At 53.5% G+C, this 18,833-nt stretch carries 17 protein-coding genes; 10 read left to right on the top strand and 7 right to left on the bottom strand.

The genetic code is table 11. From position 1 onward, the window contains the following. Positions 1-236 precede the first annotated feature (236 nt). Both ABYV26_RS02860 and ABYV26_RS02855 read left to right on the top strand, forming a co-directional pair. The gene (locus tag ABYV26_RS02860; RefSeq protein ID WP_372677980.1) at positions 237-1,904 is read left to right on the top strand and encodes a wax ester/triacylglycerol synthase family O-acyltransferase; all 1,668 of its coding nucleotides are present in this window, start codon (positions 237-239) and stop codon (positions 1,902-1,904) included. Between the two features lie 215 nt (positions 1,905-2,119). Then, positions 2,120-3,961 carry an iron-containing alcohol dehydrogenase gene (locus ABYV26_RS02855; RefSeq protein WP_372677978.1) on the top strand — a complete coding sequence of 614 codons (1,842 nt, stop codon included), beginning with the start codon at positions 2,120-2,122 and terminating at the stop codon, positions 3,959-3,961. Here ABYV26_RS02855 and ABYV26_RS02850 read toward each other — a convergent pair. The 3 genes from ABYV26_RS02850 to ABYV26_RS02840 form a co-directional block, all read right to left on the bottom strand. Next, positions 3,958-4,797 (bottom strand): patatin-like phospholipase family protein, encoded by an 840-nt coding sequence (locus tag ABYV26_RS02850; RefSeq protein ID WP_372677976.1) that lies wholly within the window; start codon positions 4,795-4,797, stop codon positions 3,958-3,960. The genes ABYV26_RS02855 and ABYV26_RS02850 overlap by 4 nt on opposite strands. Next, positions 4,794-5,462 (bottom strand): hypothetical protein, encoded by a 669-nt coding sequence (locus tag ABYV26_RS02845; RefSeq protein ID WP_372677974.1) that lies wholly within the window; start codon positions 5,460-5,462, stop codon positions 4,794-4,796. The genes ABYV26_RS02850 and ABYV26_RS02845 overlap by 4 nt, the downstream gene beginning before the upstream one ends. Positions 5,463-5,707: 245 nt before the next feature. After that, complete coding sequence (locus ABYV26_RS02840) at positions 5,708-6,322, bottom strand: polyhydroxyalkanoate synthesis regulator DNA-binding domain-containing protein (protein ID WP_372677972.1); 615 nt, start codon at positions 6,320-6,322, stop codon at positions 5,708-5,710. 240 nt (positions 6,323-6,562) lie between these two features. Between ABYV26_RS02840 and ABYV26_RS02835 the strand changes: the two genes are divergently transcribed. From ABYV26_RS02835 to ABYV26_RS02810, 6 genes are all read left to right on the top strand, one after another. Then, on the top strand, positions 6,563-7,228 hold the full coding sequence (locus ABYV26_RS02835; RefSeq protein ID WP_372677971.1) for a hypothetical protein: 666 nt from the start codon (positions 6,563-6,565) through the stop codon (positions 7,226-7,228). A gap of 52 nt (positions 7,229-7,280) precedes the next feature. After that, a complete protein-coding gene (locus ABYV26_RS02830) occupies positions 7,281-7,709 on the top strand; it encodes a polyhydroxyalkanoate synthesis regulator DNA-binding domain-containing protein (RefSeq protein WP_372677970.1) in 429 nt (142 codons plus the stop codon). A gap of 262 nt (positions 7,710-7,971) precedes the next feature. After that, positions 7,972-8,298 carry a ferredoxin gene (locus ABYV26_RS02825; protein WP_372677969.1) on the top strand — a complete coding sequence of 109 codons (327 nt, stop codon included), beginning with the start codon at positions 7,972-7,974 and terminating at the stop codon, positions 8,296-8,298. Beyond that, complete coding sequence (locus ABYV26_RS02820; RefSeq protein ID WP_372677967.1) at positions 8,295-10,361, top strand: hypothetical protein; 2,067 nt, start codon at positions 8,295-8,297, stop codon at positions 10,359-10,361. The genes ABYV26_RS02825 and ABYV26_RS02820 overlap by 4 nt, the downstream gene beginning before the upstream one ends. A gap of 11 nt (positions 10,362-10,372) precedes the next feature. After that, entirely contained in the window at positions 10,373-12,430 is a 2,058-nt protein-coding gene (locus tag ABYV26_RS02815) for a hypothetical protein (RefSeq protein ID WP_372677965.1), read from the top strand. A 42-nt stretch (positions 12,431-12,472) separates the two neighbouring features. Further along, positions 12,473-14,269, top strand: a complete 1,797-nt coding sequence (locus ABYV26_RS02810) for an alpha/beta fold hydrolase (RefSeq protein ID WP_372677963.1) — start codon at positions 12,473-12,475, stop codon at positions 14,267-14,269. Here the strand turns inward: ABYV26_RS02810 and ABYV26_RS02805 are convergent. The 3 genes from ABYV26_RS02805 to ABYV26_RS02795 all read right to left on the bottom strand — a co-directional run bounded on the left by ABYV26_RS02805 (position 14,242) and on the right by ABYV26_RS02795 (position 16,556). Further along, positions 14,242-14,655: a carboxymuconolactone decarboxylase family protein gene (locus ABYV26_RS02805; protein WP_372677961.1), complete on the bottom strand. Its 414-nt coding sequence runs from the start codon at positions 14,653-14,655 to the stop codon at positions 14,242-14,244. The genes ABYV26_RS02810 and ABYV26_RS02805 overlap by 28 nt on opposite strands. A 415-nt stretch (positions 14,656-15,070) precedes the next feature. After that, positions 15,071-15,550, bottom strand: coding sequence for a DinB family protein (locus ABYV26_RS02800; protein WP_372677959.1), 480 nt, complete (start codon positions 15,548-15,550; stop codon positions 15,071-15,073). Positions 15,551-15,614: 64 nt separating this feature from the next. After that, the gene (locus ABYV26_RS02795; RefSeq protein WP_372677957.1) at positions 15,615-16,556 is read right to left on the bottom strand and encodes a YcbK family protein; all 942 of its coding nucleotides are present in this window, start codon (positions 16,554-16,556) and stop codon (positions 15,615-15,617) included. A 217-nt stretch (positions 16,557-16,773) separates the two neighbouring features. Between ABYV26_RS02795 and ABYV26_RS02790 the strand changes: the two genes are divergently transcribed. Next, complete coding sequence (locus tag ABYV26_RS02790) at positions 16,774-17,055, top strand: hypothetical protein (RefSeq protein ID WP_372677955.1); 282 nt, start codon at positions 16,774-16,776, stop codon at positions 17,053-17,055. A gap of 18 nt (positions 17,056-17,073) precedes the next feature. After that, positions 17,074-18,162, top strand: coding sequence for a hypothetical protein (locus ABYV26_RS02785; RefSeq protein WP_372677953.1), 1,089 nt, complete (start codon positions 17,074-17,076; stop codon positions 18,160-18,162). A 450-nt stretch (positions 18,163-18,612) separates the two neighbouring features. On the opposite strand, the gene ABYV26_RS02780 is transcribed toward ABYV26_RS02785, so the two are convergent. After that, positions 18,613-18,833: PilZ domain-containing protein (locus tag ABYV26_RS02780; RefSeq protein WP_372677951.1), on the bottom strand; the 221-nt coding region annotated here is incomplete at its 5' end.

The following is an 18,833-nucleotide window of genomic DNA, read 5'->3' as shown; positions in this document are numbered from 1 at the left end:
ATATTTTCGAACATCGTATATTCTAGATCGTAAGGTTTTTCATTGTTTGTCCACGAACCGCTGCAGCGAGCGCCTTTCCCGACGCTTGTCCAAACATAGCGGAGATGCCGAGCATCGGTGCCGCGGGGAATCTTCGATCTTCTTATGGCGACTGCCACCCGATCCGAATATACTGCGATTAGCTGGAAACAGGGCCTGGTAATGGCATTTCGTTAGAACCAACGAGGAGAAGCGCAATGGCCGAACGCATGTCCAATGCCGACAATTTTTGGCTCAGCATGGATCAACCCACCAACTTGATGGTGATCACCGGCTTCATGGAGTTTAAAAAGCCGCTCGATTTTAATCGGCTCTACGCCACCATCGACAGCCGCCTGGCCTCGTTTCCGCGGTTTCAACGAAAAATCGTTCAGCCAAAATCAGGAATCGGGGTGCCGAATTGGGAAGCGGATCAACATTTTGACCTCAGATCCCATCTGCAGCGCATCGCCCTTCCGGAGCCGGGCGATAAAACCGAACTGCAGGCGATGATTGCCAATCTGGCGGTGGCTCCCCTGGATATTCACAAACCGCTGTGGCAGGTTCATTTGATCGAAAACTACGCCGGCGGCTGCGTCCTTTTTTTCAGAATTCACCACTGCATCACGGACGGCATTGCCGGCATATACGTGCTGCTCTCGATGGCCGACCAGGAACCCGACGCGCCCTGGCCGAAAAACCGGCCCGAAAAAAAGCCCAAACCCTTCTCTCTGGGCAGGCTGCTGCCCATCGATGCGATCATCGACACGGCCACGAAGACCTTCCATTCCGCCGAAAAATTAGGCCGGAAAGCGATCAAGGAATTGGAGAAAGTGGTAACCGATCCGGCGCATCTAAAACATCTGGGCAAGCAATACAGCTGTATTCCCACCGATTTTGCCTCGGTGCTTTCAAAATACATGATCATGAGTACCGATCCCAACAGCGCGTTTAAAGGCAAGCTGGGGGTGCGCAAGCGCGTTGCCTGGACCGAGCCCATGTCTCTGGATAAAATCAAAACGGTGGGGCGCGCCATCAGCACGGCCACCCTCAATGATGTGCTCATCGCCACGGTAACCGGGGCCATGCGCAGGTATTTGAAAAGCCGCAACACGCGGGTCAACGAGCTTGACCTACGGGTCACCGTACCCGTCAATATCCGCAAGCCGGGTACCGAATTCGAGCTGGGCAACAAGTTCAGCCTCGTTTTTCTACCCCTGCCGGTGCATTTAAAAGATCCGATCCTGCGGCTCAAAGAGGTCAAAAGACGCATGGATCAGCTCAAAACGTCACCGGATCCCTTGATCAATTTTGCGCTTCTCAGCGTCATGGGGTATCTGCCGCCGGTGTTGGCCAAGCGGGCCTCGGCTTTTTTTGGGAACAAGGCCTCGGGCGTCTTGACCAACGTTCCGGGGCCACGCCAGCCGCTCTATCTTGCCGGTCAGAAAATCGAAAATTTTATGTTCTGGGTGCCCCGCTCGGGAAAGATCGGGCTCGGAATCAGTATTTTCAGCTATGATGGGAAAGTGACCGTTGGGGTGGCTTCGGACGAAGGCCTGATGCCCGATCCGGAGATCCTTCTGGAAGGATTTGAAGAGGAGTTCAACAGCCTCCTGTCGCTGGTCCAGTCAGGAAAGGTCGACGATGAACCCCTGGTGCTGCATGACCGCTACAAGGAAGCCCGCTTGGCTGCTGAAACGGAAACGATGACCGAAATCGGAGCGGGTATGCATCCGTCTTCCTGTCAAGCCCTCACCAAAAACGGCCACCCGTGTAAAAACCGTGCCCTCGCCGGTTCGGATTACTGCAGCGTCCACCGTCAACAGGGGGCTGAGGAGACCCAGCTCAAGGATGTGGCCAAGATTATGCGGGAGTTGACGCGTTAACCCTTGACGGCATCGTGAAACGTCCGATATCTGCGTTGCGCTTCATCCCTCGTCACTGCGGCGTACGAAAAGTACGCCTCATTCCTCGGGACTCGCAAGCCTTGATCTCAGGCATTTTACCATGCCGTCGGAAATGCGATGTTCTTCGCGTGTATCAACCCTTGTGAGCGGTCTTGCGACCGCTTTCGGAAGCCGTTGGCCGGAAAGGAACCGACATGCTACCCGACTATTTCGAATTTTCGCTGCCGACAAAGTTGGTTTTCGGCATGGGTATCCTTGAGAATCTCGGGGAGACGGTCCGGCCGCTCGGAAAGCGCAAAGCGATCCTGGTGACCGATGAAATCTTGGTCAACACCGGTTTGGTCGAAAAAGTCATAAGCGGGTTCAAAGGGACCCCGATCAAGATTGCGGCGACGTTTGATCAAGTGCCGCCCAACTCAACCATCGACACCGTTGAAAAATGTGCCGCCCTATCCACCCAGAAGGGTTGCGATATGTTTATCGCCGTCGGGGGCGGCAGCGTGATCGATACCGCCAAGGTGGCCAATCTTTTGGCAGTCAAAGGGGGCAGCCTTCAGGATCACATGGGTGCCTATCTTCTCGGCAGCGATGAAACCCTCTTTCCGGCCATCGTCATTCCCACAACCGCCGGAACCGGATCAGAGGTCACCAAAGTGGCCGTGATCGCGGATCCGGAAAACGACGTCAAACTGCCCTTCGCCGAAGCCCAGTTTCTGCCGCATCTGGCCATTTTAGACCCCACCATGACGGTCTCCATGCCGGGTCGGCTGACGGCCATGACCGGTATGGATGCCCTTACCCATGCCATCGAGGCTTATGTCGACAAAGAGTGGTCGCCGGCGTCGGATGCCCTGGCGCTGCACGCGATCACCCTCATTTCGGGGAACATCCTGCAAGCCTGCGCCAAACCCCACGACCTGCAAGCGCGGGGTGCCATGCAGGTGGGCAGTTTTTTGGCAGGTGTCGCTTTTTCCCACTCCATGGTGGGGATGGTTCATGGTATTGCCCATGCCCTCGGCGGCGTCTATCACATTCCGCATGGCCTGGCCAACGCCCTGATCCTGCCGGAGGTCATGGCTTACAATCTTGAGGCCAGGGTCGACCGCTATGCGGATATCGCCGTCGCCATGGGAATATCTTTTCCACAAGTCGTGGGTCAGAGCCGAAGCCTGTTGCGTTCGCCCCGACTGGACGTCTTTTCCAAACTCGCCAATCTGTCCGCTGTCGATTCGCTCAAGGCGCTCGTTACGACGACCTCTCACCAGGCCCGCCACAAAGTCGCGGCGGCGATCGGTAATTTGGGGTTTATCGACACATGGGTCCGCAGACAGGCCGCCCAGGCTGCCGTAGAGAAGATAAGATGCCTCAATCAGCAGTTGGCCTATTTGACCAAGATGCCCCTGAATTTGAAAGACGCCGGCATTTCCGATAACTTGGCCAGGCTCGAACAGGTCGCCACGGTCGCCATGGAGGACGGCGCCATGCTCTATAACCCGATCGAGCCGGAACGCGATGCGGTCATTGACATTGTCAAGCGGGCCTTTCACGCCAAACCGACGCCTCTGCCGGTGTCTAAGGCGGACCTGCGGCCGCTCGTCGCCGCGCGATTAGACAAAGCGATGACCCAGGTCTTCAAGGACGCCAAGATGCTCTATGCGGTGTTGATGGAATTTTATGAATTGCTGAAAAACCATCCCGAGATCGGTCCCAAACTGGCCCAGAGCAACCTATGTGTCCAATTCAGGTACAAGCATCCAACGGCGGTGATCACCATCGATGCCACCGGTGACGACCTGAAGATCGTCCAAGGTGATTTCAAGGGGCAACCGGAGGTCGTTTTGACCATGAATGCCGATTTTGCCCACGCATTCTGGCACGGCAAGGCCAATCTGGTTAGCGCCTTGACCCGCCGTCAGGTCAAGGCCAGGGGCAATGTCCCCAAGACCATCAAGCTGCTGCCGATACTCAAACCGAGCTATGCGATATATCCGAAATTTTTGGCGGACAAGGGCTTGCGTCATCTGGTGATGACTTAATCCATTTTGCCCAGTTGGCGGCGGGCGCGGTGATAACCTGAATTGATCAGACGGTTGACCTGTCGGGTAGAGAAATTGAGCAGGGATGCAAAACCGAGCATCTGGGACGGAGCGATCACTGAAATCCTGGGTTGCGGGCTCAGTGGCGCACCCGCTGTCCCATTGAAAACCGGCATGGCGGTCTGGTAAGAGCCAATTAAAAATTGTTCAAAAACCAGTTCCAACCCTTCCCGCAAGGATGCCGGCGGGGGCAGGGGGCGATGCCCGACCGGCGACAGCAGCACCACGACAATCTCCTCGATCTTCCTTTCCAGGGCGATGAAAAGGGGTGAATTGGCCATTACGCCCCCGTCCCAGTAGAACTCTCCGCTGATGGGCTGCCAGGGAAACAGAATGGGCATCGCACTCGAAGCCATTAAATGATCGATCTCAATCATGTCTTGATTGTAAAGATGGAGTCGTCCGGTCGCCAGGTGAACGGCGCTGATGATGATTTCGATCGGGCTCTGTCGCAGGGCCTCTAAATCCAGGTGGCGGGTCAGCATGGATCGCAGGGGGGTCGTGTCCAGCAACGATTTCAAAGGTTTCCCACGCAGCGCCGACTTTAAAAAATGAAGGGTCTTGAGACGGTAAATCTCAGAGCGGTTATGGGTTCTCCACAGATCGGCGAGGCGCTCGACAGACATGCCGGATCCGATGGCCGCGGCGTTGATGGCGCCGATGGAGGTGCCGCAAATCAGGTCAGGTGTCCAATTGATTTCCCGCAGGTATTTCCAGACGCCGACCTGAAATGCACCCCGTGCACCGCCCCCGGAGAGAATCAATGCTCTTTTCATTGGGTTGACATCATCGACGCTCCGCTCAATGGGCTGGCCGTGGACCAGAGTTGCTCATGCCAGGCGTGCTCGCGCGTGTCGACGGTTTCGATGAAATAGTCGAGATTCTTAATCGCGCGGAATCCCTCGTAGCCTTCATAGATGAAGTCGATTATTTTCCCCATGCCGATGAGATGGGCGGCGGTTCGCACCGTGTTGAGGGAAACGGCCACGACCCATTTCTTGCTCAGTTTATAAAAGACCTGGGTCACTTCCGCACCCAAACCGATCTGGTAGAGCCGCTCGTCGTAGTTGTCCAGGCTGCGATACACTGCTTGATACTGTTCCACATCCATGTCTTCACCGATGCCCATGGCCATCATCTGCTCGACCATGCGGTCATCGAGGCGGTCCGACAGCTCATGCAATTCGATCACCTTGCTGACGGCTGAAATGATGCCTGAGTAGACTTTACCCCTGAGCAGTTTGTGCAGTTTTTTGATGCTCGTGTCGCGGAAAGAGAAATCTTCCGGTGCGTATAGCTTTTCGAAGAAGAAATGGCCAATTTTTTCATATTGTGGATCATTCATCAGATCCTTGTATGTTTGACCCAGACGCGCGGATTGAAATGTCTGCAGTGCCCGCTTCAAGCGGACGAATTCCTCATGATCAGTCTCTCGGGCCATCCGATGGTTTCCTTGTTCGATGTTCCGGTCAACATGTGACCCCTGCCAATCGGCCGCATCGGTTGGAGGCGAAGGGCGGCCGCACATAACGCATTGCGTTGTGTTCTGGCAGCAATGCTCACGGATGTCAAGTGGATTTGCCCCATGGTTGCACATAACCCATGTGAAACGGATTGTTTCTATTTGAAGCGCTCCGTTTGCTACGTTGGGGTTGGTTCTCACGGTTTGTCAGGTGGAACCGCCCGTCAGGTGGATTTTTTACGGGCGGCGGCCTTTTTCGGACGCGGTTTTTTTTTGGCCGCCGCCTTCGCCTTTTCGAGTTGCTGCACTTTTTTCGAAAGGGCATCCAGCTTCGCGGACAGTTCGGTTAGATGATCATTCGTGGCCAGGTTCATGGATTGCAGAACTTCCCCGACCCGTTTGTCGATGCTGTCGCTGATCCATGCTTTAAGGGAGTTGGTATACCCGATGATTTCCTTTTTCAACTTGCCGGCCTCGGCGATGGAAAGCTCCTTGTTTTTCACCAGCCGGTTGACGAATTGGCTGACTTCATCTTCGGCCATATTGAATGCGCCCTGCCACAGCGACACGTATTTCTTGGCATAGTCGGTCAAGGTGCCGCCGCCCTTGCGCAGCAGCTGCATCAACAGCTGGGAGGACACGGTCTTGTCCTTTTCCTTGTTGTCTCTGCCGATTAGCTGGGAAACGATGGCCGCCGTGATATCTTCGCCGGTGCGGTTGTCGATGACCATGACCTCTTCGCCTCGCTTAATCAGCTCCGAGAGCTGGACCATAGAGATGTAGCGCTTGTCGTCCGTGTCGTACATTTTGCGGTTGGCGTACTTTTTTATCACATGCATGCTCATATCCCCTTGGGTTGGTCGTTTAACGGGCGCTATGGGTTGAGGTGGTGGATTATATTTCCAATCTTTCTCGGGTTTGTCAATTTCAGAATAATAAAAAAAAACGCTTGACATTTATAACGCACTGCATCATATTGTCGGTCATAACGCAATGCGTTATAAAGAGCGGCGGCTCGGTGGCCGTCAGCCTAAAAACAAGCAACATCCCACGGTTCGAAAAGAAAAAGGAGATTTTCCATGGCACAGGCAAAGACCAAAAAAGACAGCAAGAAAAAGAGCACGGCCAAGCCCCGCTATTATGTGGTCGATACGGTTCAGCGCTCTCGCCGCCGGGTGAGCGACAAACTGGAAGATTACAGCGACAACTATATCTCCCGGCCGATAAAAAGAGGCAAGGCGTTGGCGGCGGATTTGAAAAAGGCACCGCGCAAAACGCTCGAAGGGTTGCTGGATGACGGCAAGGAGATGATCACGGATCTGAACGAAGAGACCCGTTCGACGCTGGGCGGCATGATCAAAGATGGCAAGGCGTTTTTGACCAAAGCCGGCAAAGCCCCCCGCCAGACCTTCGATGGCGTGTTGGATGACGGCAAGGCCTGGGTCGACGACCTGCGCGACGACGCCCGCAGCCGTATGGCGGAATTGAAGGCGGACGCCCGTTCATTGATCCAAGGGATCGGCAAAGATGCGCGCTTGGTCGTCGATGAGGTGGTGGCCGGCGGCCGGCAGGCGCTGGACAAGGTTCCAGGCAAACGGAAGATCGAAAAAGAGGTCCGCGTCCGGATCCGGAGGCTTCCGGCCCAGTTCAACCTGCCCAGCAAGAAGGATATCGACGGGCTGGCCCGCCGGGTCGGTGCCCTCAACAAAAAGGTCGACGCGCTCAATCGCGCCGTGGCTGCCTGATACCGGCATTGAAAACAACCTACAACCTTGCAAGCGTAATCAGGAGCAGACGATGCGGACAATCAAAACATATGCCAACGGGCGATTCTACGACCTCCTCAACAAAAGGTACATGAGCAAGGATCAACTGGTGGCCTTGATAGACAAAAAAGAAGCGATTAAGATCATTATGCACAACACCGGCAGCGATGTGACCCAGTCGGTGGTGAAGAAAATGTCCACGGTGGTGAAACCCAAAAAAGAGTCGGCGCTCCATATCGACGGCCTCAGGAAATGGGTGTCCGATCAGGTCGACAGGCAAATTGAAAAAGCCATCCAATTGATCAATCTGCCGACAAAGGGCCAGATAAACCGTCTGACGGCCGACATAGAAAAACTCACCCAACAGGTTGACGGGCTGCAACATCGCCTGGTCGACACAAAGCCGCCGGTGGCGGCGCCCCCAACGGTCCCGGTAGAGACGGTCAGCGAGCAGGCCTAATGGTCTTTGCTTTTTTCGTCCTATCGGATATGGTAGAAGGAAGCCGTGGGCAGGGATTTCGATAATGAACAATCGGCCTTGCGCCTTTCCCATCACCCGGCCTTACGGCATATCCAGGCATGCCGTTAAGGCCGGGAATTGACCGCCGTCCTGTTTTCCGTCGCTGTGTTAAAAAACCACGCGAGCCCGTTTTGCCCCTGCCGACCGGTCCGGTTCGCGCGGTGTCGCCCTCGACCGAATCGGGTTGGCTTCGGAGAAGCGATTGAGAACCATTACCAATCACCGCCGTTATTCCGGCCAAAAAAATATGGGTGTTTTAGCCATCAACCGTCCAGCCAGCTATCATGTCAATCACCGGTGCATCGGTTGCTGCATCTGTTCGGCCATCTCCCCGAAAAATTTCAGGTCCAATCATGAACACGGGGTGGACTATGTCTACCAACAGCCCAGCGGTCCAGAGGAGGAACGATTGTGTGCCGAGGCCATGGACATCTGTCCGGTCAACGCCATCGATAAGCTTGCAAAAGGGAATCGCGGCCCGATAATGCGCGATCGAAAATTGAATAGGCACGTCAGGAGGAATCCGTGAAACAGGTGGTCAGCATTAGTTTGGGATCTAGCGACAAGGACTATGCGTTCGATACCGAATTCCTGGGACAAGCGTTTACCGTCAGACGCCTGGGGACCGATGGCGATCTGGAAAAAGCGGCCGAACTGCTGCTGCGGATGGACAAGGAGGCGGACGCCATCGGGCTCGGCCAGATCAAGTATCCCTATGGAATCGGCCCACGCTTCCTGAACAAAACCAAACAGCATAAAATCAAAGACCTGGGCGCTCAGGTGCAAACGCCGGTCACCATCGGCAGCGCCCTGCGGGATGTGGCCTACGAGTGGGCCCTGCGCTTTATTGAATATAAATTCGGCAACTATTTCAGCAATGCCCGGGTGTTGTTTTTCTCCGGCATGTACAGTTACCGAATAGCCAAGGTGATGTCCGAGTTTACGGACAACCTGACCTTTGCCGACCCGATCCTGGAAAACGGAATCCCCAAGTTTATCAATTCGCTAAAGGATTTAGAGGCGTATGCCCACTCGGCCCATGAGGTGCTGCAATGGGTCCCCAGCCAGCGGCTGACCCATTCGGTCATGCCGATCAAGGCGTGGAACGACCATATTCTTCGCAAAGCCATGCAGAAGGCCTCTATCATCGTCGTGCCCAACTACGGATTCGACGATTACCTGAAAAAGGCCACGATTGAGGAGTTGGGCGGCAAGACCATCATCTCATCCACCGTGGATGATGACCGGGTCGCGTTTTTGAAAGCACGCGGGGTTGATGTCATTATCGACACGACGCCCAAAATCCTCGAGCGCGTGGTGGCGCTCAACGTATTGGAGGCCCTGATCCTCGCCTCGCTGGGACGCAAGCGCGATCAGGTGCGTGCGGATGATTTGCTGGAAATCATCAGCTCCCAGAAAATGGATCCACGGGTGGTCTATCCGTCGGGCAGCCCCAAACGCATCAACCGGTTTGCATTTGTAATCCATCCGCTCTCCAAAGAGTTCCTCAAAAAGGACAAGTCCGTCGAAATGTTGGCCAACTTCACCCCTCCCGCATTTCTGGATGCGGTTGAAAAAGTGATCGCCTACGCACCGCCCTGGGTCTATTCGCGAGTGACCGGCATCAAGTCGCCGACCGGCGTGGAAGCCGAGGGGTGGTTGCTGACGGTTGGCGGAACACCCAAACAGATGCTGGCCCATGACCCGGAGTTCACCTATTCACGATTGCTGCAAGCCGCCCGCATGGCCAAGCGCATGGGGGCTCAGATCATGGGGTTGGGCGCCTTTACCAAGGTGGTCGGCGATGCCGGCGTTACGGTGGCCAAGAAAGCCAATATCCCGATTACCACGGGCAACAGCTACAGCGCGTCCGGTGCACTCTGGGCGGCAGCAGATGTGGTTCGTCGCATGGGGCTGATCAAAATTGAAAAAGGCCGGCGCATCGATGCCAAAACCATGGTCTTGGGGGCGACCGGGGCCATTGGGTCGGTCTGCTGCCGGTTGCTGGCCAAGGCCTTTGGTGAAGTCTATCTGGTGGGACGCAACACGGCCAAACTGCTGGCGATGAAAGAATCGATCCACCGGGAGGACCCGGACGTCCGGCTGACCGTGACGACCCGTCCCGATAAATATCTGGCTGACATGGATGTGATCGTCACGGCCACGTCGGGTGCGGGCAAGAAGGTTCTTGATATCACCAAGGTCAAGCCGGGCTGCGTCATCACCGATGTGGCCCGGCCGTTGGACCTCTCCCCGGAGGATGTGGCCAAACGCCCGGATGTATTGGTGATCGAATCGGGAGAAATTGAACTGCCCGGCAACCCGGAGATGAGAAATATCGGCCTGCCCGCCAATGTGGCCTATGCCTGCCTGGCCGAAACGATCGTTCTGGCCCTGGAGGGTCGCTTTGAGATTTTTACCATCGGCCGGGACATCGAGTGGGAAAAGGTAAAGGAGATTTATAAACTCGGTCTGAAGCACGGCATGAAACTGGCCGCTGTATCCGGCGTCAATGGGGTGTTCTCGGATGATGATATCGCCCGTGTGAAAAAACTTGCCCTGGAAGCCAGAAATCAACCCATCGCCAGTTAGCGGAGGTTCATGTGAAGCACATCATCCAAATCAGTTTAGGACCCAGTTTGGACGACAACGAATTCGAAACCGAATTCTTAAAACAACCGTTTCACGTCCGTCGCGTGGGGACCGACGGGGATCTGGAGAAAGCCACCGACCTGCTCCTGAAGTGGAACAAAAAGGCCGATGCCATCGCCCTGGGCGGCATTCGATCCGCCCGATCGTTGGCTGCGAAGGGCACATTCAACCGTGAGTTGGCCAGGCTCTTGGAGCTCGGATCCAAACTGGATACCCCGGTGACATCCGGCGACATGCTCCGGCTGGTGGGCCACGAATGGTCACTGCGCCATATCCAGTTCAAGTTCGGCAGCAACTATTTCAACAACGCCCGCGTATTTTTTTTCTCCGGGCGATCGAGCCGCACCATCGCCGCGGTCATGGCGGAATACAGCGACAACCTGACTTTTGCCGATGCCGCGTGCGAAAACGGGATCCCCAGGTTAATCGACGGGTTGAAGGGTCTGGAGCGATACAGCGGCCGCCTTCGGAATCTGCTGGACGGGGTGCCGGGAAAAAGCATGCTCACCGACAGCGAACCGGTGCGTTCGATGATCGATCACGTGGTGCGACAGGCGGTGCAGAAATCTCATATCCTGGTGGTTCCCCACCACCGTTTTTTCAAATATCTGGACCCTTACACCGTCGAGGACCTCAATGCCAAAACGGTGATCACCTCCACGGTGTATGACGACCGGATCGATTACCTGAAAGACAAGGGCGTGGACGTGATCATCGACACCACGCCGAAGCTGTTAAACAATGTCGTGGGCGTGAGCGTTCTGGAAGCGATGCTGCGGATTGCATTCGATGTTCCCAAGGGCGAAGGTAGCGACGACGAATTGCTCGAGATCATCAGCAACATGCAGATGCAGCCGCGCGTCATCTTTCCTTCCGGAACGCCCAAACGGGTCAATCGGTTCGCCTACGTGATCCATCCGCCAAGCCAGGAATACTTGAAAAAACTCAAACCCATCGAGGTGTTGTCGGATCTTGTTCCAGGCATGATGAATACGGTTGAAAAGGTTATGGCCTACTCGCCGCCGTTCGTCTACTCCACGGTCAGCGGCATCCGATCGGAAACCGGCGTGGAGGCGGAAGGATGGCTGATCGCCCTTGGTGTGACGCCGGAGCAGATGCAGGCCCACGGACCCGATTTTACCACCAAACGGATCCTGGAGGCGGCCAGGATCGCCAAAAAAATGGGCGCCCAGATTATGGGCATCGGGCTGTTGCCGAAAGCGATGAAAGACACCAGCCTGGACGTGGCCAAGCACGCCGTGCTGCCGATCACCACGGGCAACAGCTATTTTGCCTCCTCGGCATTGTGGGCGGGGGCCGAGGCCGTTCGCAAGCTGGGGATGACCCGGCTTAAAAACGGGAAACTGCTGCGCGCCAAAACCATGGTCATCGGCGCCACCGGGGCGGTGGGGGTGATTTGTTCACACCTGTTGGCCAAGGCATTCGAAGAGGTTCACCTGGTCGGCCGCAATATCGCCAAACTGCTGGCCCTGCAAGAGGCCATCCAAAAAGAAGTCCCCTCGATCAAGCTTAACGTCTCCACCCGGGCAGACACGAAGCTGGGAGAGATGGACATGATCGTGGCAACCAGTTCCGGCGCCCGGGATGTGCTGGACATTATGCAGGTCAAACCCGGCTGTGTGATCATCGATATCAACCTGCCGAGTATTTTCACCAAGGATGTGGTTGCCAAACGACCCGATGTGCTCGTGATTCGCGGCGGAGAGATCCGGTTGCCCGGCGATCATGTTGAGATGCGGGATATCGGCCTCCCGCCCGGCGTCGTCTACGCCGGACTGGCCGAAACGATCACCCTCGCTCTGGAAGGACGGTTCGAGGTATTTACGGTCGGCGCTTCGCCCCAATGGGACAAGGTCCGCGAAATCTATGGCCTGGGTCTCAAGCACGGTATGCAGCTGGCGGCCATTTCCGGTGTTGACGGCATCTATTCCGAAGAGGAAATCGCCAGGGTCAAGGAGTTGGCCGTCAAGGCGCGCAATCGGACATGATGGTCAAGGCGCGGTTAATTCTGAACAGGAGCGCGATCGAGCATGATCTTCAAGAAGTGGCGGAATCTGAGCAGCAGCGTGGTGCGCTATTTGGTGAACGATGGACCGGCCCAGGTGATCAACGGAAGCTACAACGCCTACAGCATGATTTATCGGGGCCAGCTCAGCCTGGGGCTTCCGGTTTCCAAAGCGTTGATCGTCAGTCAGGAGGAGATCAAGACGCGGGCCGTGCAAAAACTGGCTTTGGTGCTCTATCACATGTTTTTGAATGCAGCCGGTATACAGATTCCCAGAGATGAGATCAAAGCGGTCATCTACGATGAACTCAACAAAGGACGCCTGCGCCTCACCGAAAATGTCATTCTGCTCACCGAAGATGACTTGGCCTACCTCTCCCTAAAGCGATTCAAGGTCCCCAAGAAACACGTGAAGGGCGTTTCGGAAATAGGCCGACGACGCCGGATTCTAAGGGAAGCCGTGCGGGCCAATCCGGTCCCCATCTATTTTGAAAATGAAATCGAAGAAAAAGAACAAAACGGGCGGGGTGACTACGAAATCGTCCACTATCGAAATTTTACCGATGATGGGAACGCCATCGGTTTTCGACGAATCATCAGCATGGAGGGCGTCACCGCCGGCGACGATCGACCGGCCGTGGTTTTTGTCCCGGGTTTTGCCAACAGCAGCAACTGCTTCAACATCAACGATCGCTACTCCCTGGCGAAAGATATGGCCGACAAGAATGTGTGGGCCTATCTTTTTGATTCAAGGGGCGTGGGGGTCAATGCAGGTCGTTTTGACCCGCTCTGCACCGTGGACACCATAAGCGATTATGATCTGCCCACCCTGACGCGCTTTGTCCATAAACGCAGCCACGGTAAGCCCGCCTTCCTACTGGGCCACAGTATGGGCGGCCTTGTTTCGGAGAACATGATTCTCAACTGGTCCCTGGCCCGTCAGCTGGCCGACATCGATATTGTCGATCAAAGACAAAAGGAGATCCTGGCGAAATCCCTACCAACACCGGATGCCGCCGAGAAATATATCAAAATGGTGCGGTGCGTCATCTCACTGGCATCCCCTAAATTTTTCCACAAAAATTCCCATATCTTCTTTCCGGTCTCTTTGTGGCTCAATCATCTTTCCCGGGTGTTTCGTTTCCAGAAGGTACCGATAAAAGAGGTTTCCCAATTATTTACCGAACTGCCGGTCTTAAAACAGATTTCCCGCTTTGTTTGGCAGCATAATGTGGGTGATTTAAATTTCCTCATTTCACCGGAAAATCATAAAGACGACAAGCATTTTGTAGAGCTCTATTTAAAGGAAGCCACTGAATCGATCCCTTTGGGGCTTGGCTTCCAATGTTTAAAGGCGATCTACAACGGCGAGGGATTTAAACGTATGGACGGTAGCGGTCTGAACTATTCCGATTGTTTGGCCTGGTTTCCGGATAACATCCCGATATTTCATTTTTGGGGGACCCGGGACAACATCGTGCCGCTGGAAAATATGCGTTATAGCAAGCACTATCCCCACAAGATCAAAAAAGTCTACCACATCAAGTCACCCGGGGATTTACGAAAAATAAACATCACTGCGGAATGCAGCCAGTTGATCGATTTTGTCATCGAAGGCGCCAACCACTTGGATCTGATGTACGGAAAACTGGCCGATGAGATCGTGACCCCATTGCTGATGCGGATCATCGACAACGTCTGGGGGGATTGGTCTTACGATGGTTCAGGCTCGCGACCGGCTGAGAACAGCGAAGCGGGTAAACCTCGATTTCCCGCAAGAAACAATTCTGGGCGTTATTTAGGTGCACGGCCGCCATGTTGAAATACGTCATCGACCTCAATTTGAAAACCATTGGCCAAGGCATTGGTCTGGTTTGCCATGCCAACAACTGCCATTAGCTCAGCCAACATCTCTTCACTCATTCCCTTTTTTCTGGCAGCCGCGGTGTGACTGTTAATACAGTACTTACAACTATTGGTCACACTAACGGCAACATAGATCAATTCTTTGGTAAGCGCATCGAGGGCTCCGGGAGTCATCACCTCCTTGACACCACTCCACGTGCGCTGCAACAGCTCGGGTTGGACCGCCAACGCTTTCCAGAAATTATTGATCCAGTCAACATGTCGAGTGGTCATGATGTCATCGTAGACTTCTCGTACTTCAGGGCTTCCCTCTTCGTATTCTATAAATTCAACTGTAGCCATGAGAAGGCTCCTTTCCATTTAGAAGGTTATTGTTGATATTGATTGAGGTGTGGATCATTTAACCTGCCTAAGCATTTAAACCAGGATGGTCTAAAAGAAGCGGAACGATGTTCGATCATACAAACTTGTAGCAGCTTGGACAACCTGCGTGAAGCCGAGAGAACTTGAAAGGATCCGCCAGCCTCAACTGTTAGGGTTGCCCTAAACTCAGTATGTTTGGTGATTACACACCCGGCTGTGTATGTGAACCTATCTCAAAAATAATCTAAGTGCCCATGGCTGTGTTATGAAACGGCTCAACATGCTCACATACTAACGGTATGCTGCGCTTTTCCGCCGTTGCATGCCTTGCCCGGATCCTTTTTTCAAAGATACGTCCATGTCATTTTTTCAGATTTCGGATGTGTCCTGTCAACTATTTTTTTTGTAGTTTCATCCGAATGTCCTTCTCGTGAATTTGAACATGTTCATAGGCCCACCGAATAAACCGTTCGAGTTTTCCGTGCCCGTGGAAGGCGTGCAACCCTTCGCGGTCGAAGTCATCTTCAGACATGTTCTTCACCATCGAAATTGTCTCCTGACGAACGGATCTGAATTTGCCAATGAGTTCATCTACCTTCAGCTCGTCTAATTTAATGGGCTGAGTACGATTGAATCTCTCAAAATCGAACTCCTCCGGTGATCCCGGACCTCCGGAAACAATATTGTTGAAAAGCCAATGCATCGACTGCTCGATAGTAATAAAATGAGCCAATACTTGTTTAATCGTCCAGCATGCGCCGTCCGGGTAGAGCTGGACATTGAGCGCTTCAGGTTTAAGTGATTCAAATAAAACGATAACGTCTTCCCGGTTTTTTTCAAGATTGGCAATCATATCAGCTCGCCTATCAGTCATTTCACCTCCCTTATGGATAGTAGACAGCGATTGCCAAGACATCCCAGCAACCGCCCAACTGAACTCATGGTAATCGAATCTCAAATCCAGGCGTCGAAACGGTATCTGGCATCTCTTCCCACAAGACTCCGCAAAAACTTGCACGAATGTGGTACCGCCCAGGCGATATATCCGATGGCAGATGCCAACGAAGAGCGGCCATTTCTTTGATATTTTTGAATTCATGGCAGGTGTCGGCGGTTGGCGTCCCAGCGTCTGGACGAAACGACAATGTGCCTTCAATGTCCTCCGGAATCTTTTCAGGGACCAGTTTAAAGTCCAACTGGACTATGATGGGGAAGGCCGTCATGCGTATGAAGCTTAACTTCACCAACGCCCCGGGGCCATAAACATCGTAATCGGTTACCAAGCCGATCAACTTGTTGTCATCCGACAAGCCGGTGCCCACGCCTGAACTTTTTTCGTCCCAAAACCGCGCTGGACCCACATCCACATGCACCGTCTTGCCGTGGTAGTATCCGGTTCCGCCAAATCCTATCGATCGCACGTATTCCCAGACGCGTTTGGACGAAACCCCTTCCAAAATGAAATCAGCGGCCATTCCGTATTGATGCAAACTGGCCTTGGCCGCCAAAGCACCCCCCTTGCGCAGATTGGTGTTGTATTCCGGCGGTCGGTACCCGGAAGTAATGGTGAGCAAGGCACCCGGTCCCAAACGGTCTTCAAGGTAATCCAAAAATTCGATCAATCGCAATGAAAGCACCTGACGTGAGGATTGGTATGGCGCGCCGAAAACAGCCGAAATTTCCCTGTAGGCATCAGCTTTATATTGATTGGCCCCTTCACGATAGCGCCCCCTGAAGGCCCTGCCGTTCTTTCCACTTACCAGGTGAATGGTGCCGTCGCCACTATAGAAGAATCGAGTCTTCGTCGATTGGTCCGCCGGTGCCGGATTCACCATTAACCCGATTAACAACGACGCTAACACGAGGTTTTTAAGCATCATGGCCTGCATTCCACTTCGATCGGCACAATCAATCATCGGTACTTGCCTGTATGGTTACCATGGAAAGGTGCGGGCACATTGAACAAGCATTCTGAGCCTTACCCTTCATTGCCCAGATTGTCAAGCAATACCAAACAGTTGACAAGAACAAGGATCTCTGCCAACGTGTATGTATCCTTGCCCTCATTTCCATTTTTCCCGAAACGGAGCAAGACCTATGGCGCTGATGAAAAAGGGTAGCGGTGAACCGATCCATCCCGGCCCTGGCGTTCCCCAAAACGAATCCGTTGAACATATCGAACCCCTCCTGGAACTCATAAACTCACCCCTGGAACCCGCTGACGATTGGTGGGACTTTGGATTCGGCAAATTCTGGATGAAGGAAAGAGAGACCCTAACGGCGGCACCGACCGCCAAGGCGGCCTGTTTGATCGAGAATGAAACTATTCCAATTTGGCGTAGTTTCATAAGAGCCTTTTATGGACGAGCACGGGAGTGAACAATAAGGATGACGTGCATGGTACCCAAAACAAAAAGTATTTGGCTGACATTGACCCTGGTATCGTATTATACTTTGTCTGCAGTATCCACTGTCGCGGGTGCGGTGAGCGGCATTTCCTTTGTTCGCACCCACGAGCCGAATGAATCCGCTTTTTCTATCCTCGTACCACAGGGTTGGCGCAATCAGGGAGGTATCTTTCGCGTCAATGCGGCTCAGGCCGGTGGTCCCTTGAATGCCATGGAGGCCAAATGCGATTGGCTTCTCATGAGCGATGCAAAAGGAACGGTGGCATTTCGGATTTTGCCTGACATCGTATACGCCCACACAGCCATCGGCGGCGGCTTTTTTCAACCTGGCAGCCTCTACCAGGGCGCGGAGGTGCGCGCTTTGGCCGACGCACCCACCCATTTGACCTATCTCATTAATGCGCTTCATCCGAATGTCGTCAAACTCAACATCCTCAAAATTCAACGTCTTCCAGGCGAAATCGAGTCGATGCGTCGCAGTATGGCCTATTCCAATCAACTGCTCACGCAGATAGGAATGGGGGCAATGGCCTTTCAGTGTGACGCAGCCGGAGCGGTTTACGCATACGCCGAGGATGGAAAAGCGTATCATGAAGTAATGTTGACCGGTATTATGGATATGCGAGCGGCAATGACATGGAAGAATACGCGTACCATGGCATTTCGGGCACCTGCGGCGGACTTTGAACGATTGAGACCAATCATGGATGTGATGCGATTTTCGATTCAATTCAATCCGCAATGGATCATGAAAGAATCCCGGGGGCAACAGGAACGCGGCAAAATCGTTTTGAAGGTATTTGACGAAATGCGTAGGGTCGATCGGGAAATGGTCTCTCGCACGACCATCAACCGGGAAGAGATCATGAATGACAACTTCCTCGTTTTGACGGGGCACGAGGAATATGTCAATCCACATACCGGAGAGGTCGAAATGGATACGGATGCCTATCGATACCGCTGGAAAACGCCCGGCGGTGATGTCTACTATACGAATCGAGAGGATGAAGACCCCAATATCTTTCTACAGCGAGGTGATTATTCGCGGACCCTTATTCGAAAACGAAGAAACGAATGACGATGGGGTTTAATTGCAGTCGGAGTCAATGACACACGGGTATCACATGAGCGTGAACAAAAAAGCACGGTTCAGATCCGTTGTGTCGTATTAAGGAGGGAAGTATCAAAAATCATATAGTCTTCTTAACATTCAAGAGGATTGGCATATGCCGTGCAGAATCATGTGGTGCAACCTAACAGTTGTTTTATCCGTTTCACGGACAAGGGGCTCATTCTGGCCCCTTGTCCTTTTCTTCAACCCAAACAAGCGATTCACCTTTCTCAAAGAAGGTCAATTGGTTACGATCACAGTCGGATACCATCGATTGTTGGTTTCGAAAGGTGAAACCCATCGGGTTTGCCGATCTCACCCCATCTTCGTCGTTAGCTATCGCCGCGCATAGTCCACTATAGCGCGACGACATCTGCCTTGAATCTGCGGCAAGCTCGACAATCGCTCGGATTGGGTTCAAATAAACTGAATCCCAAATTGGTCATTCTTGGCCCATCTGACGATGGCTTTTCTTTTGACACTGCCTTGCTTTTTGGCAAATGGAATAGAAACCGTCAAGACTACCGGTGTTTTTGTTATGGATATATTTCTGCTGTCAACATGTGCACCTCCCATGCTGATATTTTGAATCATGCCAGGAAAAACCATCGATCCCGTGGAAAGAATTACTTCCCTTT

Origin of the sequence: Desulfosarcina sp. (assembly GCF_041551955.1) — a bacterium.
Lineage (GTDB): Bacteria > Desulfobacterota > Desulfobacteria > Desulfobacterales > Desulfosarcinaceae > Desulfosarcina.
The sequence above is the reverse complement of the archived record's forward strand: the minus strand, read 5'-3'. Positions and strand labels throughout refer to the sequence as shown.

Excerpts from the sequence above, each read along its gene's own strand:
- ABYV26_RS02860 (WP_372677980.1), top strand. The coding sequence starts at position 237 with ATGGCCGAACGCATGTCCAATGCCGACAATTTTTGGCTCAGCATGGAT.
- ABYV26_RS02855 (WP_372677978.1), top strand. The coding sequence starts at position 2,120 with ATGCTACCCGACTATTTCGAATTTTCGCTGCCGACAAAGTTGGTTTTC.
- ABYV26_RS02850 (WP_372677976.1), bottom strand. The coding sequence starts at position 4,797 with ATGAAAAGAGCATTGATTCTCTCCGGGGGCGGTGCACGGGGTGCATTT.
- ABYV26_RS02845 (WP_372677974.1), bottom strand. The coding sequence starts at position 5,462 with ATGGCCCGAGAGACTGATCATGAGGAATTCGTCCGCTTGAAGCGGGCA.
- ABYV26_RS02840 (WP_372677972.1), bottom strand. The coding sequence starts at position 6,322 with ATGCATGTGATAAAAAAGTACGCCAACCGCAAAATGTACGACACGGAC.
- ABYV26_RS02835 (WP_372677971.1), top strand. The coding sequence starts at position 6,563 with ATGGCACAGGCAAAGACCAAAAAAGACAGCAAGAAAAAGAGCACGGCC.
- ABYV26_RS02830 (WP_372677970.1), top strand. The coding sequence starts at position 7,281 with ATGCGGACAATCAAAACATATGCCAACGGGCGATTCTACGACCTCCTC.
- ABYV26_RS02810 (WP_372677963.1), top strand. The coding sequence starts at position 12,473 with ATGATCTTCAAGAAGTGGCGGAATCTGAGCAGCAGCGTGGTGCGCTAT.
- ABYV26_RS02805 (WP_372677961.1), bottom strand. The coding sequence starts at position 14,655 with ATGGCTACAGTTGAATTTATAGAATACGAAGAGGGAAGCCCTGAAGTA.
- ABYV26_RS02800 (WP_372677959.1), bottom strand. The coding sequence starts at position 15,550 with ATGACTGATAGGCGAGCTGATATGATTGCCAATCTTGAAAAAAACCGG.
- ABYV26_RS02795 (WP_372677957.1), bottom strand. The coding sequence starts at position 16,556 with ATGATGCTTAAAAACCTCGTGTTAGCGTCGTTGTTAATCGGGTTAATG.
- ABYV26_RS02790 (WP_372677955.1), top strand. The coding sequence starts at position 16,774 with ATGGCGCTGATGAAAAAGGGTAGCGGTGAACCGATCCATCCCGGCCCT.
- ABYV26_RS02785 (WP_372677953.1), top strand. The coding sequence starts at position 17,074 with ATGGTACCCAAAACAAAAAGTATTTGGCTGACATTGACCCTGGTATCG.